Below are 20,062 nucleotides of genomic sequence, written 5' to 3'. Positions count from 1 at the left end.
AAACTATGAAAAGCAAGCTTTTAACAACACTATTGATAATTACGAGTATTCTGTTTGCCTGTGAGGATGATGAGTCCAACTATGGGGGAACAGCAAACGTTAATTTTTCATTAGAAGAATTGGTTGAAATTGAAAATGCTACGGCCGCCTTATCTATAAATGTTGGTATGGACAATGTGTACCATGGAGGTGGTTCTTATACCATTGATATAACAGGCGCTCAATATGGCGTAGATTATGAAACGAGTGCCAACGCTTCCAATTTCACAATGGAGGTGCCTGCAGGTGGATTGTTATCCACATTTTCCATAAAACCTATTGACGATGATGTCATTGGGGAGGATAAATATTTGACCGTAACCATAAGTGAAGCTTCTGGTAGTTTACAGGTAGGAGAACAAAATGTTTTAACCTTCAGGATAATAGAAAATGATGACCCAAACATAGCTCTTGTGAATTTTGAGAGTGTTTCTCAAGAAATGGATGAGAATGATACCTTACCGACTACTGTTAATTTATCATTTGACCAAGCAACCACAGATGGAGGTGCAATTACCATAGAAGCTACAGGAGATGCGGTTTATGGTACAGATTATACGATTGAAGGACAATCGTCAAATACCTTCACTTTAAACGTGCCAGGAGGTGCAACTTCCGCAAACTTCAATATACTTTCAATTGATAATGATGAATTTGAAGCAGATAAGGATATTCTCTTTGCTATTTCAGAAGTAGATGGCGGACTAACTATTGGGGCCACTTCACAAACTGTAGTGACCATTATAAATGATGACGCAAGCCCCAATCCGGTGATGGATTTTACTACGTCATCAATGTCTGTTAACGAAGGGGATGGTACAGTAGCAGTGTTGTTTGATATATCAGGAACTACTACAGCTGATGCTACTGTTGAAATCAGTTTTTCGGGAGATGCTACTCTAGGTTCAGATTTTACGGTAGATGGAGGTTCTACAAATCCGTATGTGCTAATGATTCCAGCTGGTTCTAGTTCTGCCACTTTGAATTTAGAAATACTAGATGATTCAGATTTAGAAGAGGCCGAGGATATTGTCTTAACTATTACTTCAGTTACGGGAGGTTTATTACCAGGGGTAAATGTTCAGGAAATGACCATGACGATTGAGGATAATGACTTCGCATCCTTTAATTTTCTTCAAACGTTTGAAGATGCCACCGTTTCACAACTAGAAGAGGTAGGTTTTGAAGCATTTTCTCTACCTGCTCAAGACTTACCTGATACTAAAAAATTTAAATACAATATTAACGCTGGGAAGTATGCCGATGTGGATGATGTCACTCAAACATCGGATGGTGGCTTGGTCCTTTTTTATAGTAATGCTCAGAATGGAAATGGTGTTATTGATAACGTGGTGATTTCTCCTCTAATGGAAGTTTCTGGAGACGTGACCGTATCTCTTGATTTAACTTATAATCAAGCGCCACAATTTAATAATGCAGTGGTTACCTTTTACTATTCTACATCTTACACGGGTTCTGGAGTCTGGAATGAAAGTGATTGGATTGAAATAGATGTGGAAACTGCTATGGATATGGAGTCTGAGGGATATGCTATCAGTAATTACAAAAGAAAGGAAATGAATATTTCACCTGAGTCTAATTTTTATGTCTCAGTTAGGGTTTTCCAAACGATTGATGATACTTATTGGAAAACACAATGGAGGTTAGACAACTTGAAGGTTTTTAATTAATAACACAACAAACTAATATTATCAACAACTAATTTAAATTTAATAGAAATGAAAAAAATAATAACAACTTTTATTTTAATTCTTGGACTCACAATTACTGGATTTTCGCAATCTGATAACATGAAGGAAAAGGCCATGGAAAAAGTCAATGAATTGAATGAACAAATAGTTGAAGGGGATAAATCTTTGGCTTTGTCAAAGGAACAAAAAGATCAGGTTTATGAATTACACTTGGCTCGTTTACAAGAGTTAAAAATAGAGCGAAAAGCAGGGGGAGATCAGGATAAAATGAAAGCTATAAACAAAAAGTATTTTAAGCAAATCTTTAATGACGTTTTGACTAAAGACCAAAAAAAGGCAAGGAAAAAAGGTAAGGACCAAATGTCTGAAGACTAATAAGTCATTTAAAAAGGAAAAGACTAGTGAAAAATTTGATTGCCATTGTTTACTTTTTAAGTCCTTTTATAGGATTTGCTCAAGCCACACCATTTCAAATGGTAGAAAGGATGGGGCGAGGAATTAACCTTGGGAATACCCTAAGTGCTCCATATGAGGGGAACTGGGCAGACCCTGTTGAAGAAAGTTATTTTGAAAACGTGGCAATCGCTGGATTTGAAACGGTAAGAATTCCCATTAGGTTTGATACCCAAACCACACCATTTGATGAGGTGACCTATGAAGACGGTGGAGGGAATTATATTGGGAGTCCGGACGATTATTTGGTTAACGAATCTTATTTAGATCGCGTTGAAGAAGTAACCGATTGGGCTCTTAATAATGGAATGGTGGCCATTATTGATGTTCATGGCGACCATTGGTTCTGGGAAAGCTACAATGAAGAGAGTGATTATTACCGCGTAGGAAATGACCGATTGGCCGCAGAGGATCGCTTTAGAGCCATCTGGAGAGATATTTCTGAAAGGTTTCAGAGCAAATCAGAAGATCTGCTATTTGAGATTATGAATGAAGCTTATTTCAGTATGAATGCTGATGAAGTCAATTTTATCAATCAAGAGATTTTAGATATCATTCGGTTAACCAATCCAACCCGCAATGTCATTGTAAATGGAGGCGGCGTGAACTCTTGGGAAGCACCATTGCAGTTGCCTACTGATTTTTTGGTCAGTGACAACTTTTTGATACCCACTTTCCATTATTACAAACCGTTTGCTTTTACGAGTTCTTCCAAAGAGAATTGGAATGATTTTGATTGGGGAACAGAAGCCGATATGGCTAATATAGATAACCACTTTGATCAGGTGATGGATTGGGCTGCTACCAATAATGTGCCTGTGTTTCTTGGCGAGTTTGGAGCCGATAATGTCGAAGGCTACAATTATTATAATGGTACTTACAGTCCTTATGGCGGACCCGATAACGCCTCTAGAGTTTTATATCATGAATATGTAGCTGAGGCAGCTATTAGCAGAGGGTTCAGTTTTACTGCCTGGGATGCCGGAGAGAAGGCCAATAAATCCATTTATTTGGTAAGTTCCCAAACCTGGGTAGAAGATGTAAAAGAGGCTTTGCTAGGAGAAAATTCTGAAGCTTGCGAAACTTCAGGGATTATTACCAATGCTGATGTTGAATGTGGATATGATACGGGGTGGGATCTTTTTATTCAAGGAGTGTCTGAAGCCACTAATGAAAATGCCACTTCAGCTAATTCCTATTACGGATTGACCATGCAAGTAGATGTGGCTTCTGCCTCAGGCGCTTGGAATTCTGTTATGTTAAGGAATTTGGAAGTTGATGCCTCCACTTATGGGGATACCACATTACGATTTTCATGTTTCGCTAAAGGATCTGTTGAGGATCAAGCTTTCAGAATACGATTGAAGGTTGTTGAAGGAACAAGTACTAGTTATCTGTTTGGTTCGATAAATACCTTGTCCTCAACTTTTGAATATTTTGAAAGTGATTTTGAAATTCCTTCAGCTGTTACGGCCTTACAATTGCAAGTTTTGTGTGGAAGGGACCAAGGGACCTATTACTTTGATGATTTTTCAATGACAGATTTGTCTTCTCTTTCGGTGGCAGAATTGCAAATGACAAATGAATATAAAATTTATCCGAACCCCACCTCCTCAAACTATGTGCATATTTCTGGAAAGCATCTAGAGCATGTTGAAAACATGGATTTGGTTTCGGTAACTGGGCAAGTATTTCCTTTGTCCTTCAACGGGAATTTGGTAACACTACCAAATGTAAACCGAGGGCTTTACTTTATAAGAATGCGTACAAAGCAGGGGGATACGCAAATTAAAAAACTAATTATTAACCAATAATCTAATACTAATATTATGAAAAAAATTACTTTATTATTTACAATGTTGTTTGTTGCTATGGTTTCCCAGGCTCAATCAATAGTTTACGATTTCAACACCGATGGTGATAATGAAGGTTGGGCAAATTCTGGAGCTCCAGGTTGGGATGTTTCAGGAGGTATCTATACACTTCAAGGCGATGGCGGAGGTGATTTCCCTGGAGGATATGCAGGTATGAATCAAAATTCTGATTTTAGCCCAGAATTATCTTCTTCTGAATACATGACGGTTAGGATTATTGCTGAGAATTTAATCATGGTTGATGGAGCTCAACATACAACGTTCCAATTAGGTAATCTTCCAACAGGAAGTACTAGTTGGGGTTCAGCTGGGAAACAGGATTTTGAAATTCCTTACGGATCTGGATTTAATGAGTATGTCATAACTATTCCATCAAGTCCAAATGCCAGTGGTGATATTTCTCGTCTGGGTCTAAGAATTAAATCAGGACCAACTATTTCTGGAAGTCTAAAAATTGATGAGATTGAAATAGTGGCGGAGAATACGGAGCCTGGAACAGAAGTAGCTTTTGAATTTAACTCAGATGGTGATTCTGAAGGATGGGAAGAAAACAGCTCAACTATTTCTGTGGCAGGTGGAAATATGACCATAACTCCAAATGTTGGTGAAAACGGAAAGGTTATTTATCCTGGAACCATAGATGCAGATTCTTATCATTGGATGCACATGGTATATAAAAATGAATCTTCTCTTAATAACCAGTTTAGAGTGCAATGGCAGAGTCCCGTTGATGATTATAGTTCATATAAAGGAAAATCCTACGACATGGCTACATCTATGGGTAATTTTGCAACATTCTCCGTTGATCTTTCCCAAGAGCTGAATGGAGGTGTTGCTTATTGGTTAGGGATGACACAGAATATTCAAGTTATTATTAGAGATACAAATAATGGTAATGCTTCATCTCCTGGAGATTTTGTAATCGACAGGATCGTATTTAGCTCTGGTGGTACTTTAAATGTTGAAGAAAATTCAGTGTTACAGGCACAAATATTTCCTAACCCAGTAAGTCATGGGGTTATCAATATCTCTGGTGTAGTTGTGGATAAAGTGACTTTATTTGATGTTACAGGAAAAAAAGTATTACAGTCAAACCAGTTGATTGATGGACGGTTAGATGTTTCATCTGTGAAAACAGGAATCTATTTATTGGCTATAGAGGATATCTACGGGCAAAGATTAGTGAAAAGAATCGTTGTAAAATAACTGTCATATAAAGAAAGCTCCATGGAGTCTTTTCGAATTTGTTTTAGTCAATTTATTAATAGCAATTGCTTGATAACTTAGGGTAGCAAATTCTATTTAGATTAGAATCTTTATAGATAAGTTATAAGCAAATAAAGAGCTCCAAGAAATTGGGGCTTTTTTTGTGTTTATAGGTTACTGAAAAGTAGCCTTTTCTTCCGTTTTAGGTGTCCTATTAGGTTGGCTATTTTCTAGGGTAGTGTTTATCCTTCTGCTTGACTTGCAACATAAGCTTCTGCGGCTTTTTTGTTGCGAAGGGATAGAATACCAATAATCCCAAAGAGAACCGGTGCTATTACTAATAGCATGGACGGAATCAAGCTAACCAAGTCTTCTGTAGGCGTTATTACTGTTCCTGAAATGAATACTGTGAAGTCCCAAATCCAATGTAAAATAATGGCAGTGATAATACTTAAAGTTCTAACCCTAATGGCAAGAAACAACAATCCAGAACACGTTGCCATAAACGCTTGAAGTGTAGCCATAGCAAAATCGCCAGTTATAAAACCATTAAGGACGTGGATGCCTCCAAAAATCAGTGAGGTCCAAATAACCGCAGGCCAATACCCAAATTTATTGGTAAAAGAACTCATAAAAATGCCACGAAACATCATCTCTTCAGAAATACCTACGAACAAGGTGTTGATTAAAACCCAAGTAACAAAAGAGGAGTTGGAATAGGCGCCACCGGTAAAAGCTCCAATTTGAGCGATAATGATAAATATGATGGGAATGATTATAACTTTATCAGTAAATTTCCTTGAGCCACTTAAGCCTACCCGTATTTGATGTTTTCCAAAATAGGCAAAAATTAAACAGGTTAGGGCCGATAAAAAGATGCCGTAGTTTAATTGCTTCGAAACAATCTCACTTAGATCAATGCCTGATTCATGAGTCCCCATGACAAATTGAAGGCCAAAGGTAAAAAAGAACCAAACAAGAAAAATAAGGAAAGCGGGAACTAAGGCTATTTTTTTCATAAAAAGGGGATTAAGTTGGATTAGTTAAAAAAAATTCATTCTCAAGTTAGTTATTTTTTTATTTCAAAAGGGTGATTTTTTCATGGATGATGTTTTTTCTGCTTTAAAACTTTTTCAATTTGTAGTTTTTTAACAGAGAAATCTATTCAATTGCTTATTAATTGATATTTAAATTGATGTTTTTATGAAAAAATTTAACTCATAAAAAGAAAGGGATTATACTTTGTCAGGGGAGTCAATGTTATGATTTTTAGATATTTACAATTTAAGTGCTAAATGAGGATGCCGTGAGTTATTTTGTAAATGTTTTAAAGTCAAATTTTTAGAAATCCTTTTATTGGTAGGAAAATTTTTATTAATTATATTTAAAAGAGAAATTTTAAGCTATTAAATTATGAAAAAAATGTTTTTAACGGGTGCCATTGTTTTAATAGGTTTGGCATCTTATGGACAATCTAATGTAGATGAACTTAGGGATTTGGTTGATGCAAGAGCCAGTTCCTTAGATAATGCCATGGAAGATGAAGGGTATCGCTTTATAAAATCCAATAAGGCAGGGAACACCATACACCAATATTGGTGGAGTAGAAGAAGAGACAAATGTGTTATGGTTCGTGTTTCAGATGGTCGTGTGAAATCAATTTACAAGTCAAATTCAAGTAATTGTGATGATGATGGTAGTAGTTCGTCATATAACAATAATAGAGATAGGGATAGATATAGAGATAGAGATAGAGATAGACGCGACTTTTATCACTCCTATGATAATGATAGAAGCCATGATAATTACCAAACCTATGTCAATGGATCTGCTACAAGTATGTATCGTAAACTACAAGATGATAATTTCAAGGAAATCAAGTTGTTTCAAAAAGATGGTTATACTTACAAGTTGTGGTACAACTATAGATCTAAAGAGTGTTTAAAAACAGTTAGTTACGATTATAAATTGGAAAAAATACTTTTCTCGCATCACTGCGATGAAAATTTATAGTCAGCTTGCTTCAAAACCATTGAGGTTCAAGTTATGTTAGTAAATAAATCTCAGGTTAATAATCGATTATTGTAAAGTTTGGAGTGGGTTTCAATTGAATGGAATCCACTTTTTTTTTCAGTAATTAAAAATTATCAATATGAAAAATGTAATACTTTTTTCGGCTCTATTGCTAAGTCTTTTTTCATGCAAGGAAAAAGAGGCGCAAACAAAAATAGATGAGGAACAAACATCCGGGATAAATTTGAGCCATATAGACAGTACTACTGTTCCCGGAAATAATTTCTTTAGGTATGCCAATGGTGAATGGTTAAAAACGGCCGATATGTATCCTGGGATGCCCATGAATGGTAATATGATAGAATTAACTTTCAGAACCCAAAATCAAGTAGGAGAGATCATGGCCGAAGTCTTAAAGGAAGGGGACTTCCCCAAAAACTCTCCCAAAGGCCAAATCCAGGCGTTTTATAAAAGCTACATGGATACCATCACTAGAAATGAATTGGGAATGAAGGCACTTCAGCCCGAATTGGATACCATTTTTGCAGCCAAAACGCGATCAGATTTATCCCGAATTATGGCACAGCCTTTAATGCCACATATGTGGGGCGGTTATGTGTTTTTGGATGCCAAGAATACCAAGCGGTATGTTCCCATTATCAGTCAGCCTGATTTAGGAATTGGTGAAATGGAATATTATTTACAGGATACAGAAAGGAATATAGATATACGTAAAAAATATGTGGATTTAATTAAGTCTTTGTTTACGTATGCTGGAATTGACAGCCCACAGAAAAGGGCCGAAGCCATCTTACGATTAGAAACAAAAATGGCCAATGTTTTTTGGACAGGGACTCAAAAAAGAGACCCAGATAAGATGTACCACTTGATGACCACTGAGGAATTGAAAGCCTATGCGCCAGGAATTGACTGGCAGGCCTATTGGGATGCCAACGGTAAAGGAAGTTATTCTGAATTGGTAGTACAGACAGATACCGCCATCAAGGGAGTTTCAAAAATATTTGGAGAAGCTTCAATGGATGATTTAAAATCCCTTATGGCATTCTATTTAATAAAATCCAATGCTACCTTTTTATCGACAGAGATTAATGATGTCTATTTTGATTTTGCGGGAAAAATAATGATGGGAGTTGCTGAGCAACAATCCCTTGAGGATAAAGCTAAAGGGATCCTTAATAAGTTTCTGAGTTGGCAGTTAGGAGAACTCTATGCGGATAAATATTATACAACCGAAGTAGAGGAAACAATTGAAATGCTAGTAGGTTATATGAAACAAGCGATAGTAAACAGATTGGAATCCAACGTATGGATGGACGAGGAAACCAAAAAAGAGGCTGTAGCAAAATTCAATAATATCCACTGGAAGGTGGGACGACCAGATAAAATTATTGATTTGTCTAGTTTGGAATTTGAAGAGGATGATTTAATTGGGAATTTTAGAAAGATTGCAAAATCAGAATCAGAAGACCAGATTTCAAGACTTACAGAGGCAAAAAGGGAATGGGAGTGGCTGATGCCTCCTCAAATGGTTAATGCCTATTACCAGTCAGAAATGAATGACGTGGTTATACCAGTGGGTATTCTACAGTCACCCAATTTTGACCCAACGGCAGATCCTGCATCTAATTTTGGTGGAGTACTTTCGGTTGTAGGCCATGAGGTCGGCCATGGTTTTGATGATAAGGGTAGCAAATCGGATGCAGAAGGATTGTTGCGAAACTGGTGGACAGTGGCATCTAGAGAAGAATTTGAAAATAGAGCAACTGAATTAGCTAATCAATATGATCAATATGAAACGATTCCAGGTGTGTATTTGAATGGGCGGCTCACTCTAGGAGAGAATATAGGTGATGTGGGAGGTTTGGCTATTGCTTTAGAGGCTTATCATAACTATGTAAACGATCATCAAAATGGTGAAGCACCAGTGATAGATGGTTTAACTGGGGATCAACGTTTTTTTATAGCCAATGCCCAATTGTGGAGTTGGATTATGACGGATGACTATGCCAGGATGATGGCTGTTTCAGATAATCACAGTCCCGGTAAATTTCGAGTAAATGGTGTGGTTCGCAATATGGATGCTTGGTATGAGGCCTTTGGTATCAAACCAGGGGATTCTTTGTACTTGGCTCCAGATAGCCGTGTAAAAATTTGGTAGAATTAGTAAACTTTAATGATAATTATAAATGGAAAATAATATGAAAAATTGGATAAAAAGTATGTTAGTATTGAGCTTTTTTGTGGGGTCTTGTTCCCTTGGGTTTTCACAAAATTGCGAGGGATATCACCCCATGAAAAAAGGAGTGGAGTTTGAGACAAAAAGTTATGACAAAAAAAACAGGTTAGAATCGACCACTAAAAATGTGATTACTCAAGTAACCAACAAAGGAGGTCAAACGGTAGCCGTTGTACATGCTGTTACTACTGATAGCAAAGGGGAGGAAACGGTCAATGCTAATTACGAAATGATTTGTGATGGCGATAAAATTACAGTGGATACCATTACCTTGTTGAAGGAAAAGCTTTCTTCATCGTTATCTGAAAGTAACTCAGATGCCGAGGCTAAGGTGTCTGGGACCAATGCTGCAATGCCAAATAATTTAAGCGTTGGTCAAGAATTGCCAGATTCAACCATGGAAATGGAAATTCAGTCTGGAAGTCTTAAAATGGATTTTGGAGTGAAAAGTTTCAATAAAAAGGTAGTGGGTGAGGAAACCATTACGGTTCCAGCAGGTACTTTTGATTGTGTGATTATAACTGAAAATTCAGAAACCAAAATGATGATTACCAAAAAGGGCACTAATAAAATTTGGTATGCTAAGGGGGTAGGTATGGTTAAACAAGAAGAATATAATAAAAAAGGAGACCTCGTGGGCGTTATTCTATTATCAAAGTTTAAAGCTTAGAGGTATATCATTAATGTTCGAGTCCCGTCCAGACCGCAAAAATGCACAAAGCTCCAAGAAATTGGGGCTTTTTATCTTTTTTTAGAGGAATTTCCCCTAGAATCTCACATCTGCAATGGACTTGTTTTTGTCAAATTCAGCTTTGGCAAAGGGACAAAGCGGTAAGATTTTTACGTTCTGTTTTCGAGCCATTTCGACTGCCTCCAAAACCATTTTCTTTCCAAAACCTTTTCCAGAAAATCCAGGTTCGATGCCTGTGTGGTCAATAATGAACTTGTTAGAACCTGCCCATGTATAGGTCATTTCTCCAGCAAAAACACCATCTTCATAAATCACAAACCTTCCTTTGCTGCCTGTTTCCTCTCTTTCAATGCTTACCATATAATTTTTATTTTTTGATGCTTAAAGCGCCTGAAGGACATTTAGCCACCTGATTTATGAGCTCTTCACTTGATGCATTCTCAGGCTTGACCCATGGTTTTTCTTTTGGGTTGTATACTTTGGGTAGTGTTTTTACACAAATTCCTGAATGGATACATTTTTCTGGTTTCCAAAGTATGGTAACCTCTCCGTTGGTGTATTCTTTTGTTGTCATAATTGATTTTTTTAATTGTTTTTCAACCCTACTATCAGGGGTCAGCCAAATGAGGGCGACCAAGGCATAACATAGGATTCCTAAAATAGGAAATTTTATGGAACCGATTACGCCCACAATATACAAGGCAATAGATAGGATTTCCTTTTTGTGATTTTTTATGGCCAAACCAATTTTAGAAGCTTTTCCCTCATGTTTTATGGCTGTTCTTTCAAGCACCAAGAAAGCGATGGCGCTCAACAGAAGATTGATTCCGTAAAGTGCCACTGGATTTTTAGCCCAGTTGTTTTCACCCATCCAAGCGGTCGTAAAGGGAACCATGGATAGAGTAAAGAGAAGGGCTAAATTAGCCCAAAGTACCTGACCATTTACTTTTTCTATAGCTTGGAAAAGATGGTGGTGGTTGTTCCAGTAAATACCTAAATAAACAAAACTAAGGATGTAAGATAAAAATTTGGGAATGAGTGGTTTTAAGGTTTCAAAGTCAGATCCAATTGGAACTTTTAATTCTAAAACCATGATAGTTATTACTATGGCAAGAACGCCATCACTAAAGGCTTCTAAACGGCTTGTTTTCATCTTGTGGTTTTTAAGAGTAGGCGATGTAAATTAATTCTGTTAAGATGGCCATATTTTTTGCAAAGTGCATCCCTTCCAACAACCGTTTTTCGGTATTGGACTCCTTCCAAAATTGATGAATGGTGAAAGAGGCTACAACCAGGAAAAGAGAAAGCCCAATGATGCCAATCAATAAAAAATATCCCGTGGCAATAGATAGTCCACCAAAAATAAGAGCGATACCACTTATCCTAACCATTAATCTAGGTGAAATCAACCCTTTTTTATCTGCATATTCTTTATAAGTATGGGTGTTAATCAAGTGGTTTATTCCATTAAGAATAAAAAAGAGTCCCAGTAGTATTAAAAGGATGGTTTTAATCAACTTACAATTGTTTTAATAGGTGTTAGAATCCAAATATTAAGAGTAAGTTACTTTCTTTTTTCTTATGGCATCTTTTTTAAATGGAATATTTTGAGAATCTATTTTTTTAGGTCCAAGCTTTATTATATTGTTTTAATGCTTTTTTGAGTTCCTGAAGAGAATCGGGATCCGCGATTTGAGTGTCGATAACAAATTCTGTCTGGTTGGTAATCAGCTTTAAATCTCCTGCAAATTCCCGTATTTCAGTAATGTCGTTTAAGTTTATCTTTTTTGCAAAAAGTGTGTGCTTTATTAATACCTCGTTTTTTATAGTTAGGTATTGTTTCGTGTTTTCAAAAAGAGAAATCACCCAAAAGAAAATACCGGCTGACACCTGTCCGATACCTAAAGTGTTTAATGGAGGTTTGCTCCACGTTTCATAAAATATAGAAAGTAAATGAAAAAGGATGCCGATGATAATCATGAAAAGCCCCAGGAGGAAATAACTTTTCAATCTTCTTTTGCTATATCTGATTTTGATCATTGCGAATTTTTTAAAAAGGGTTAATTGTTGGTTTCTTGTTTTTTCCCTACCCATGCTCCCACGAGTAATCCGACACCTCCGCCTATAAACATGCTGGCAACCATGTCAATAATTTTTCCTTGAAAAGCAAACTGCGTGATGATTCCAATGAGAAGAAGAATTAACCCCAAAATTTTAACCTTTTTTTTTCGTTGCATTGTTTCATGTAAGTTTTAATAAAAGGAAATAATTTAAAGATACAAAGGGACCTTTAAACCTACATAAATATCCGTAGATTTTGAGTTATTACTAATCAAATTGCTCAATGCTGATCCAGATCCTACCATAAGAGGACCGGCCCTAAAACCAAAGCCCCAAGCAAAATTCCCATATTCTCTTAAGCTAAATGGGCTATAGACGCTAAACCATTTGGTGGTAAATCTTGGTGTAAGGGTGAAGTTGTTTATTATGTGACTTACCTTATGTTTTTTACTTGAAATCAAAGAAAAATCTCCGTTAATACTCGCGTAAAAATTATTCTTGATATGGTAATCTGCCATGAGGTGAAATGCCGTAGGCAGTTTGATTTTAATATTTCTAGATGTGGTCTCTCCGCTATAATAATCTTCTAAAACTTGTTGGAAGTCATCTTCATCAAAAATGTCAGCATCCACAATGTTGTTCATGTCATATTGCGTGACTTCGCCATTTTTGTAATTAATTGATCCGATATCCGTTATCGAAACCCCTAGTTTTAATTTGTATGGGATGTAAGACTCAGAATTTATACCATCTGCATTTTCTTCATTCCATTGGTAGCTTATACCTAAATCGGCACCAAAACCTGAGGTTAGGTGGTTGAACTTGATGTTTTCGGGTGAAAAATCTGGGTGACTCAATCCGTAACTTAAAGAACCATTGGTAGATAGGGTGTTAGAGGTAGCGTCATATTGTCCAGATAACATGGGTGTATTAAAAAAGGCTGAACCTGCACCCATTAAATACTTAAGTGTGATACCTCCCGCAAAGATATTTTTGTCCGTTTGTATAAGGGTTCTGGCATATGTGAACCCTATTTCACCCCAGGCGTTAACCTTCCCAACAAAGTCCTCCAAGTTGAAATTGAAATCTTGGGAATTATCAAAGCCGTCTTCCAGATTTTCATATAATTGACCGTTGATGTTATTTAGGTTCAAAAATCCTCTTGCTCTTGTTGAAAAACCAAAACTGCTTTTACTGTTTAAATTAAACATTAATGAAGGTCCTAATACATCAGCATTGAAAAAGAAGTTGTTGTCGTCTTTAGGAAATTTGTCAACGTCTTCATCAAAATCAAAGCCGCCATTTGATTTTAAGATATCGCCCACATTGATTGCAAAATAATCACTGCCACCAAGAGCGCTTGCTGAAGCCAAATTGATATCCACCCTATAAGGCGTGTTGACAATATAGGCAGGGTTTAAAATGACCCCATGTATACCCGAATAATGATCTGTTGTGGCTCCTATGTATGATTGAGCACTCATCCCAGTGGTACATAATAAAATGAGGCAAATGAAGTAATAACTTATCGTATGTGGTTTCATGTAATGAGAGTTAAAATTGGCTGTTTTTTTAATTCCATTGAAATGAAAAAGTATTTGGTTTCCAATTCAAAAACACCACTTCATAATTTCTAGCCCCTTAAAGGGCTTGATATTAAGAAGTTTTGGTTGCTGTCTTTGAAATTATATCAAAACTTTTTAAAAGACAAATTTTTCGAAAAGCTCTGTCCTTAAGTTTGCTAAAAAAAAGGACTGTGATTTTTGCCAAACAAAACGAATAACATCACAAAATCGATTGATTTTACACCCCAGAAAACGTTTTAAATCCGCCGTCTACATATAGCACAGTTCCTGTGATAAAGCTCGAGGCGTCAGATACTAAATAGAGAAGAGAGGAAATAAGTTCTTCTGGTTTTCCAAAGCGTCCCATAGGTGTGTTTTGAATAATGGTTGCTCCTCTTTCAGTAAGACTTCCATCGGCATTTAGGAGCAAGTTTCTATTTTGTTCACCTATAAAAAAAACCAGAGACAATGGAATTGATTCTGGTTTAGAGCCTATATTTTGGGTTGAAAAATTATTCTCTACTCGTTTTTTTTGAATCTATTAATTGAATTAAGTCATTTAGTGCCTTCTTAATAACAACTGATTCACTTTTTTTATCCATTAACTCTGCCTTATTTTTCATGCTACTATAATTTGCATCAGGATTTTGCTCTATTAATTTAGGGAAATAGTTATTTATGCCTTCGGCAAGCTTTGCTTTACCTTCTTCAGTAAATGCATTTTCATTATTAATGTGATCCAAATAAATAATAAAATTATTGATAAGTATTTTTATATTCGAGTCAACATTATTTTTGACCTGAAAGGAATCAGGGTCGTCTGCCCTTTCCTTGATTTGATCGTTTCCAAGTTTAAAAGATTTTAATTGGAGTCCTAAGCCAAATTGCCAAACAGCAAGCATTTCCTTTCCATATAAATACTGGTCTTTCCTATCAAGGGCATTATAAATATCATTCATGCTTCTCCATTCATCAAAGAATTTGTCTGCAATATCATTTCTATGTTTTAGACCCAGCTCATCATCACCCAGTACAATCTCAAAATTTGTTTCGTCGGTAAGTTTCTCAACAATAATTCTTGTTTCAGGGTCATCAAATGTTGGTAATTTTTCATCCTTTTCATAGCCGTAGTTTAATTCTAGAACTGCTTCATGGTAGTCATTTAAGTCCCAATATCTTTTGTCAATAGGAAATTCGTGGTTGTCAGAATTGCAGTTGGTTAAAATAATGGTACTTATTGCTAGAATTATAAATTTAAATTTGTTCATTAAAGTTAATTTGTGGGTTCTTAAATTTGGACAGTAAATTTAATAAACTGTCAATTTCTTTTTCGTATTTTTTTTGTTCTTTCAGAACATAACTATGAAACGTATCGTAATCATATTTTCGCTGGTATTTACGTTCCTCAATTTTAATTTCTTCAATTATTTTCTTGATTATTCCTTTTTCCGGTTTATTGAGGTTTGAAATTTTTTCTTTGGCTTTTCGGGCATATAATTCAGTTATTTTAATATGGTATTTTTCATGAGTTAGTAATTCCTTACTATTGGTGTTTTTTTTATAAACAAATGATCGGGAGGGGTAAAACAAAGATTGAACTGTTACAGAATTATTTTTTATGTCACTATCTATTTCTGTAACTACATATGCAAATCGTTCATTTCCATATAATGATTTTTTGAAAAATTCTAAACCTCTAAAATTTTCGAAAGTAATTTGGTTATACTTATCAAAGGTCATTGGCTTTTCATAATCCAAAAAGTTGGTGTGAATTAAAATGGCAAATGCTATTATGCTCGGTACTAAAACAAATAAACTTACTTTTAGATACTTTCTGATTTTTTTAATAAGGATTTTGCTATCTGAATTTTTCTCCCTTATTAATAAGCTCAATTGATAAAAAACGGGTGAGAAATATAATAGTAAAACTACTATGACAATTATATTATCATTCATTAGTTAAATGCCTAAAAGATTGGTTGATTTTACCTTGAGATTTAAAACTCAAATATATGTAAATTCTTTAAGGGAATGCCCTTAAAACAAAATGGTCGGATATACTTTTCGATATCAAGTGAGTCTAAAAGTGAATACTATTTTTAAAAGGATGTTTATGATATGTCAATCAAATATTTTTGGTGTTGAATAATGTTTACATGAATAACGGAAAAGATTTAAACCCCAGAAAACGTTTTAAATCCGCCGTCTACATATAGCACGGTGCCCGTGATAAAGCTCGAGGCATCAGATACTAAATAGAGAAGCGAGGAAATAAGTTCTTCTGGTTTTCCAAAGCGACCCATAGGTGTGTTTTGAATAATGGTTGCTCCTCTTTCAGTAAGGCTTCCATCGGCATTTAGAAGCAGGTTTCTGTTTTGTTCCCCAATAAAAAAACCAGGCGCAATGGCATTGACCCTTATCGGATTTTCATATTTCTTGGCAAATTCTACGGCTAACCATTTTGTAGTGTTTTCAATGGCAGCCTTAGAAGCTGAATAACCCAGGACTCTAGTTAAAGTCTCTTGGGCAGCGATAGAGGAAATATTAATAATATTCGCATGAGCATTTTTAGACATTTCCTTACCAAATACCAAAGTTGGTAATAAGGAACCTTTCAAATTAAGGTCTACAACCTTGTCAAAATCGGCCATGTCCATATCAAAGACACTTTCTTCAGGTTGGATGACAGCTCCTTTGATATTGCCTCCTGCCGCATTAACCAAAATATCAATTTTATGGAAGCGCTCAAGAATCTCTTCTTTGACTGTTTCTAAACTCTCTTTGTCTAAAACATCTGCAACCATCCCAACTGCCTGCCCGCCTAGATTGCCTATTTTTTTGGCTTGCTCTTCCAGACTCTGTTGGGTTCTTCCTAATAGTATCACTGTAATACCTTCTAGGGCTAAGCCAAGAGCCATAGCGCCTCCAAGGGCTCCACCACCACCGGTAATGACAGCAACTTTTCCTGTATAATTGTGTGCAATTTTCATGAGATTGATGTAATTTATTGATTTAAAATGGGTTGCTCCTCGAAATTATCGTTGCTAATTCCTTAAAAAAGCACCTATTAAATTGTAAAAATAAAAATTTATGATATTTAAAATAAAATATTTTATATTTGTGTAATCGATTACAATGCGAAAATAGAAAATTATGATGAATTATAGCTTTAGATATGCTGCCAACCCTACAGATGCCAATAAATATAGTACTGAGGAGTTGCGTGAGCATTTCTTAATTGAGAATTTATTTGTTGAAAATCAGATCAATGTGACCTATTCCATGTACGATAGATTGATTGTAGGTGGTGTGATGCCAGTGGGGCAATCCTTAAAATTGGAAACCATTCCTTATTTGAAGTCTGAAAACTTTTTGGATAGAAGAGAATTGGGGATCATCAATATCGGCGGAACAGGTTCTGTTACGGTTGATGGAACGGTCTATGAGTTGAAAACAAAAGAGGCGCTTTACGTAGCCAAAGGTCATAAAGACGTGTTGTTTGCAAGTCATGATGGGGAGCAAGCTTTATTCTATATCAATTCAGCTCCGGCGCATCAAAGTTTTACAACTAAAAAAATAGGTCGTGAAGATGCTGAGATTATCGAGTTAGGAGATGAAAAACAAGCCAACAAGCGTATCTTAAATAAGCTTATCGTTAATAGTATAGTGGAAACTTGCCAGTTGCAAATGGGAATGACTGAGTTGCTACCAGGTAACGTATGGAATACGATGCCAGCACATACTCATGAGAGAAGGATGGAGGCGTATTTCTATTTTGATTTGGATCCAGATCAAACCATTTGTCACTTTATGGGGCAGCCACAAAATACAAGACACATTTTCATGAACAATCACCAAGCAGTGCTTTCGCCAGAATGGTCTATCCATTCTGGAGCAGGAACATCTAACTATACGTTTATTTGGGGTATGGCAGGAGAGAATTTGGATTATGGTGATATGGATGTGTGTCCTCCAAACGAATTAAAATAAAAGCATGGAACTTTTTAGTTTAAAAAATAAAAGAGCTTTAGTCACTGGTGGTACCCACGGATTGGGAATGGCCATGGCTGAAGGCTTAGGAAAGGCTGGTGCCGAACTTATTATTACCAGCACCACCCCCGAAAAATTGGAAAAGGCCTTGGCCTATTACAAGGAATTGGGGTTTCAGGCCTCTGGATATTTGTTTGATGTGACTGATGAAAAGGAATCGGCTAAACAGGTGGATTTGATGGAAGAGGAAGGGCCAATTGATATTCTAGTGAATAATGCGGGTATCATCAAACGTGTTCCTGCTGAAGATATGTCGGTTGAGGAGTTTCGAAGAGTTGTAGATGTTGATTTGGTAGGGGCTTTTATCATGTCCCAACTCGTTGGAAGAAGTATGATCAAAAGAGGAGAAGGTAAAATCATCAATATTTGCTCTATGATGAGTGAACTTGGTAGAAATACTGTAAGTGCCTATGCCTCTGCTAAAGGAGGTTTAAAAATGTTGACTCGAAATTTAGCAACCGAATGGGCTAAATATGGAATTCAAGTTAATGGTATAGGTCCTGGATATTTTGCAACTTCCCAAACAGAGCCAATAAGAGTTGATGGCCATCCATTTAACGAATTCATTATTAATAGAACACCAGCTGCCCGATGGGGAGATCCATCCGATTTACAAGGTGCTGCCGTGTTTTTGGCTTCCAAGGCAAGTGATTTTGTCAACGGACAAATCATCTATGTCGATGGAGGGATTTTGGCAACCATAGGGAAGCCAGCCAACGAAAATTAAATGTCATAACTTTATGAGCAAACATTTTATTCATGATAATTTTTTGTTAGAGAACTCTTATGCGGAAGAGTTGTATCATAACTATGCTAAAGAGCTTCCTATTATAGATTATCACAACCATTTACCACCTCAGGAAATGGTTGATAATAAAATATATGGAAATTTATCACAAGTTTGGATCAATGGTGACCATTACAAATGGAGAGCCATGAGAACCTTAGGAATTGATGAGCACTTCATTACAGGGGAGGCATCAGACAAGGATAAATTTTTGAAATGGGCCGAAACGGTGCCATATACCTTAAGAAATCCATTATACCATTGGACACATTTAGAATTGGCAAGGTATTTTGGGGAGTACGATTTGTTGAGTCCAAAAACGGCTAATCGTATCTATGAAGAAACTTCGGAGAAATTAAGTTCAGAGGCTTTCAGTTGTCAGAACCTATTGCTAAAGATGAATGCCGAGTTGGTTTGTACTACTGAAGACCCTATAGATAATCTTCAGTATCATAAACAATTGAGCGGTGGTGATTTCAAAGTGAAAGTATCTACGGCATTTAGGCCAGATAAATCTATATTGATTGAGGCTGAGGGCTATACAGACTACCTGCAAAAGTTAGGAGAAGTTACCCAGATTGAGATTCAATCCTATCAGAATTTGTGTGATGCTTTGTTACAAAGAGTTGCATATTTTAATGAAAATGGTTGCAAGTTATGTGATCATGGACTCAATTATATTGATTATTTACCAGCATCCGATCAGGAAATTAATCAAATTTTCACGAGAAAATTGCAGGGTGAGACCTTGTCAGTAGAAGATATTCAAAAATTCCATACAGCTATTTTAATGTTTTTATCAGAAACATACCATAGCTATGGTTGGGTGCAACAATTCCACTTGGGAGCTTTGAGAAACAATAATGCAAGAATGCATAGGCAATTAGGACCTGATACGGGATGGGATTCCATAGGAGACTATCCGCAGGCAGTGAATCTATCTGCTTTCTTAAATGCTCTTGATAGTAAAGATAAACTAACCAAGACCATACTTTATAACTTGAATCCTTCAGATAATGAAGTGATGGCGACCATGATTGGTAATTTCAATGATGGGAGCGTTAAAGGAAAAGTACAGTTTGGTTCGGGCTGGTGGTTTTTAGACCAAAAGGATGGAATGACCAAACAGTTAAACGCCTTATCTAACATGGGACTTTTAAGTTGCTTTGTTGGAATGTTGACAGACTCCAGAAGTTTTCTTTCGTTTCCAAGACACGAATATTTCAGAAGGTTGTTATGTCAGATTTTGGGAGATGAGATAAAACGAGGTGAACTGCCTAATGAAATGGAATGGATTGGAAAGATTGTTCAGGATATCAGCTATTACAACGCCAAAGATTATTTCAAATTTTAA

At 36.2% G+C, this 20,062-nt stretch carries 21 protein-coding genes and 1 pseudogene; 10 read left to right on the top strand and 12 right to left on the bottom strand.

The window, feature by feature from the left end:
• Nucleotides 1–5 precede the first annotated feature (5 nt).
• From GZ212_RS05415 to GZ212_RS05400, 4 genes are read left to right on the top strand one after another with little or no spacing between them, the layout of a single operon-like run.
• Nucleotides 6–1,730, top strand: a complete 1,725-nt coding sequence (locus GZ212_RS05415) for a Calx-beta domain-containing protein (RefSeq protein WP_166957944.1) — start codon at nucleotides 6–8, stop codon at nucleotides 1,728–1,730.
• A 48-nt stretch (nucleotides 1,731–1,778) separates the two neighbouring features.
• Nucleotides 1,779–2,126 carry a hypothetical protein gene (locus tag GZ212_RS05410; RefSeq protein WP_166957942.1) on the top strand — a complete coding sequence of 116 codons (348 nt, stop codon included), beginning with the start codon at nucleotides 1,779–1,781 and terminating at the stop codon, nucleotides 2,124–2,126.
• Nucleotides 2,127–2,152: 26 nt separating this feature from the next.
• A complete protein-coding gene (locus GZ212_RS05405) occupies nucleotides 2,153–4,018 on the top strand; it encodes a cellulase family glycosylhydrolase (protein WP_166957940.1) in 1,866 nt (621 codons plus the stop codon).
• Nucleotides 4,019–4,033: 15 nt separating this feature from the next.
• Nucleotides 4,034–5,284: a T9SS type A sorting domain-containing protein gene (locus GZ212_RS05400; protein ID WP_166957938.1), complete on the top strand. Its 1,251-nt coding sequence runs from the start codon at nucleotides 4,034–4,036 to the stop codon at nucleotides 5,282–5,284.
• A gap of 242 nt (nucleotides 5,285–5,526) precedes the next feature.
• On the opposite strand, the gene GZ212_RS05395 is transcribed toward GZ212_RS05400, so the two are convergent.
• Nucleotides 5,527–6,303, bottom strand: a complete 777-nt coding sequence (locus GZ212_RS05395; RefSeq protein ID WP_166957936.1) for a CPBP family intramembrane glutamic endopeptidase — start codon at nucleotides 6,301–6,303, stop codon at nucleotides 5,527–5,529.
• 394 nt (nucleotides 6,304–6,697) lie between these two features.
• On the opposite strand from GZ212_RS05395, the gene GZ212_RS05390 reads away from it, so the two are divergent.
• The 3 genes from GZ212_RS05390 (at nucleotide 6,698) to GZ212_RS05380 (ending at nucleotide 10,224) form a co-directional block, all read left to right on the top strand.
• Nucleotides 6,698–7,297: a hypothetical protein gene (locus GZ212_RS05390; RefSeq protein WP_166957934.1), complete on the top strand. Its 600-nt coding sequence runs from the start codon at nucleotides 6,698–6,700 to the stop codon at nucleotides 7,295–7,297.
• Nucleotides 7,298–7,436: 139 nt separating this feature from the next.
• Nucleotides 7,437–9,476, top strand: coding sequence for a M13 family metallopeptidase (locus tag GZ212_RS05385; RefSeq protein ID WP_166957932.1), 2,040 nt, complete (start codon nucleotides 7,437–7,439; stop codon nucleotides 9,474–9,476).
• A 40-nt stretch (nucleotides 9,477–9,516) separates the two neighbouring features.
• Complete coding sequence (locus GZ212_RS05380; RefSeq protein ID WP_166957930.1) at nucleotides 9,517–10,224, top strand: DUF3108 domain-containing protein; 708 nt, start codon at nucleotides 9,517–9,519, stop codon at nucleotides 10,222–10,224.
• A 96-nt stretch (nucleotides 10,225–10,320) separates the two neighbouring features.
• On the opposite strand, the gene GZ212_RS05375 is transcribed toward GZ212_RS05380, so the two are convergent.
• From GZ212_RS05375 to GZ212_RS05325, 11 genes and pseudogenes are all read right to left on the bottom strand, one after another.
• Nucleotides 10,321–10,605 carry a GNAT family N-acetyltransferase gene (locus GZ212_RS05375; RefSeq protein ID WP_166957928.1) on the bottom strand — a complete coding sequence of 95 codons (285 nt, stop codon included), beginning with the start codon at nucleotides 10,603–10,605 and terminating at the stop codon, nucleotides 10,321–10,323.
• Nucleotides 10,606–10,612: 7 nt separating this feature from the next.
• A complete protein-coding gene (locus GZ212_RS05370; RefSeq protein WP_166958176.1) occupies nucleotides 10,613–10,819 on the bottom strand; it encodes a (4Fe-4S)-binding protein in 207 nt (68 codons plus the stop codon).
• 324 nt (nucleotides 10,820–11,143) lie between these two features.
• Nucleotides 11,144–11,398: pseudogene (locus GZ212_RS16215) on the bottom strand (TMEM175 family protein); the annotation flags it as partial.
• A 10-nt stretch (nucleotides 11,399–11,408) separates the two neighbouring features.
• Nucleotides 11,409–11,762 (bottom strand): DoxX family protein, encoded by a 354-nt coding sequence (locus GZ212_RS05360; protein WP_166957926.1) that lies wholly within the window; start codon nucleotides 11,760–11,762, stop codon nucleotides 11,409–11,411.
• 106 nt (nucleotides 11,763–11,868) lie between these two features.
• On the bottom strand, nucleotides 11,869–12,285 hold the full coding sequence (locus GZ212_RS05355) for a hypothetical protein (protein WP_166957924.1): 417 nt from the start codon (nucleotides 12,283–12,285) through the stop codon (nucleotides 11,869–11,871).
• Nucleotides 12,286–12,305: 20 nt separating this feature from the next.
• Nucleotides 12,306–12,482 carry a hypothetical protein gene (locus tag GZ212_RS05350; RefSeq protein ID WP_166957922.1) on the bottom strand — a complete coding sequence of 59 codons (177 nt, stop codon included), beginning with the start codon at nucleotides 12,480–12,482 and terminating at the stop codon, nucleotides 12,306–12,308.
• Nucleotides 12,483–12,515: 33 nt separating this feature from the next.
• Nucleotides 12,516–13,850: a DUF5723 family protein gene (locus tag GZ212_RS05345; RefSeq protein ID WP_166957920.1), complete on the bottom strand. Its 1,335-nt coding sequence runs from the start codon at nucleotides 13,848–13,850 to the stop codon at nucleotides 12,516–12,518.
• 259 nt (nucleotides 13,851–14,109) lie between these two features.
• Nucleotides 14,110–14,340 carry an SDR family oxidoreductase gene (locus GZ212_RS05340; protein ID WP_206080387.1) on the bottom strand — a complete coding sequence of 77 codons (231 nt, stop codon included), beginning with the start codon at nucleotides 14,338–14,340 and terminating at the stop codon, nucleotides 14,110–14,112.
• Nucleotides 14,341–14,383: 43 nt separating this feature from the next.
• Entirely contained in the window at nucleotides 14,384–15,139 is a 756-nt protein-coding gene (locus tag GZ212_RS05335) for a hypothetical protein (RefSeq protein ID WP_166957919.1), read from the bottom strand.
• A complete protein-coding gene (locus tag GZ212_RS05330; RefSeq protein WP_166957918.1) occupies nucleotides 15,126–15,827 on the bottom strand; it encodes a hypothetical protein in 702 nt (233 codons plus the stop codon). The genes GZ212_RS05335 and GZ212_RS05330 overlap by 14 nt, the downstream gene beginning before the upstream one ends.
• A gap of 218 nt (nucleotides 15,828–16,045) precedes the next feature.
• The gene (locus GZ212_RS05325) at nucleotides 16,046–16,861 is read right to left on the bottom strand and encodes an SDR family oxidoreductase (RefSeq protein WP_166957916.1); all 816 of its coding nucleotides are present in this window, start codon (nucleotides 16,859–16,861) and stop codon (nucleotides 16,046–16,048) included.
• A 163-nt stretch (nucleotides 16,862–17,024) separates the two neighbouring features.
• Between GZ212_RS05325 and kduI the strand changes: the two genes are divergently transcribed.
• The 3 genes from kduI to uxaC are packed head-to-tail and all read left to right on the top strand — an operon-like array spanning nucleotide 17,025 to nucleotide 20,062.
• Complete coding sequence (gene kduI / locus GZ212_RS05320; protein ID WP_166957914.1) at nucleotides 17,025–17,861, top strand: 5-dehydro-4-deoxy-D-glucuronate isomerase; 837 nt, start codon at nucleotides 17,025–17,027, stop codon at nucleotides 17,859–17,861.
• Nucleotides 17,862–17,865: 4 nt separating this feature from the next.
• A complete protein-coding gene (locus GZ212_RS05315) occupies nucleotides 17,866–18,648 on the top strand; it encodes a gluconate 5-dehydrogenase (protein WP_166957912.1) in 783 nt (260 codons plus the stop codon).
• A gap of 13 nt (nucleotides 18,649–18,661) precedes the next feature.
• On the top strand, nucleotides 18,662–20,062 hold the full coding sequence (uxaC, locus tag GZ212_RS05310; RefSeq protein WP_166957910.1) for a glucuronate isomerase: 1,401 nt from the start codon (nucleotides 18,662–18,664) through the stop codon (nucleotides 20,060–20,062).

It is taken from the genome of Mangrovimonas sp. CR14 (assembly GCF_011764015.1).
GTDB lineage: Bacteria > Bacteroidota > Bacteroidia > Flavobacteriales > Flavobacteriaceae > Mangrovimonas > Mangrovimonas futianensis.
Note: the sequence above shows the minus strand (reverse complement) of the source record. Positions and strands in the feature narration are given on the sequence as shown.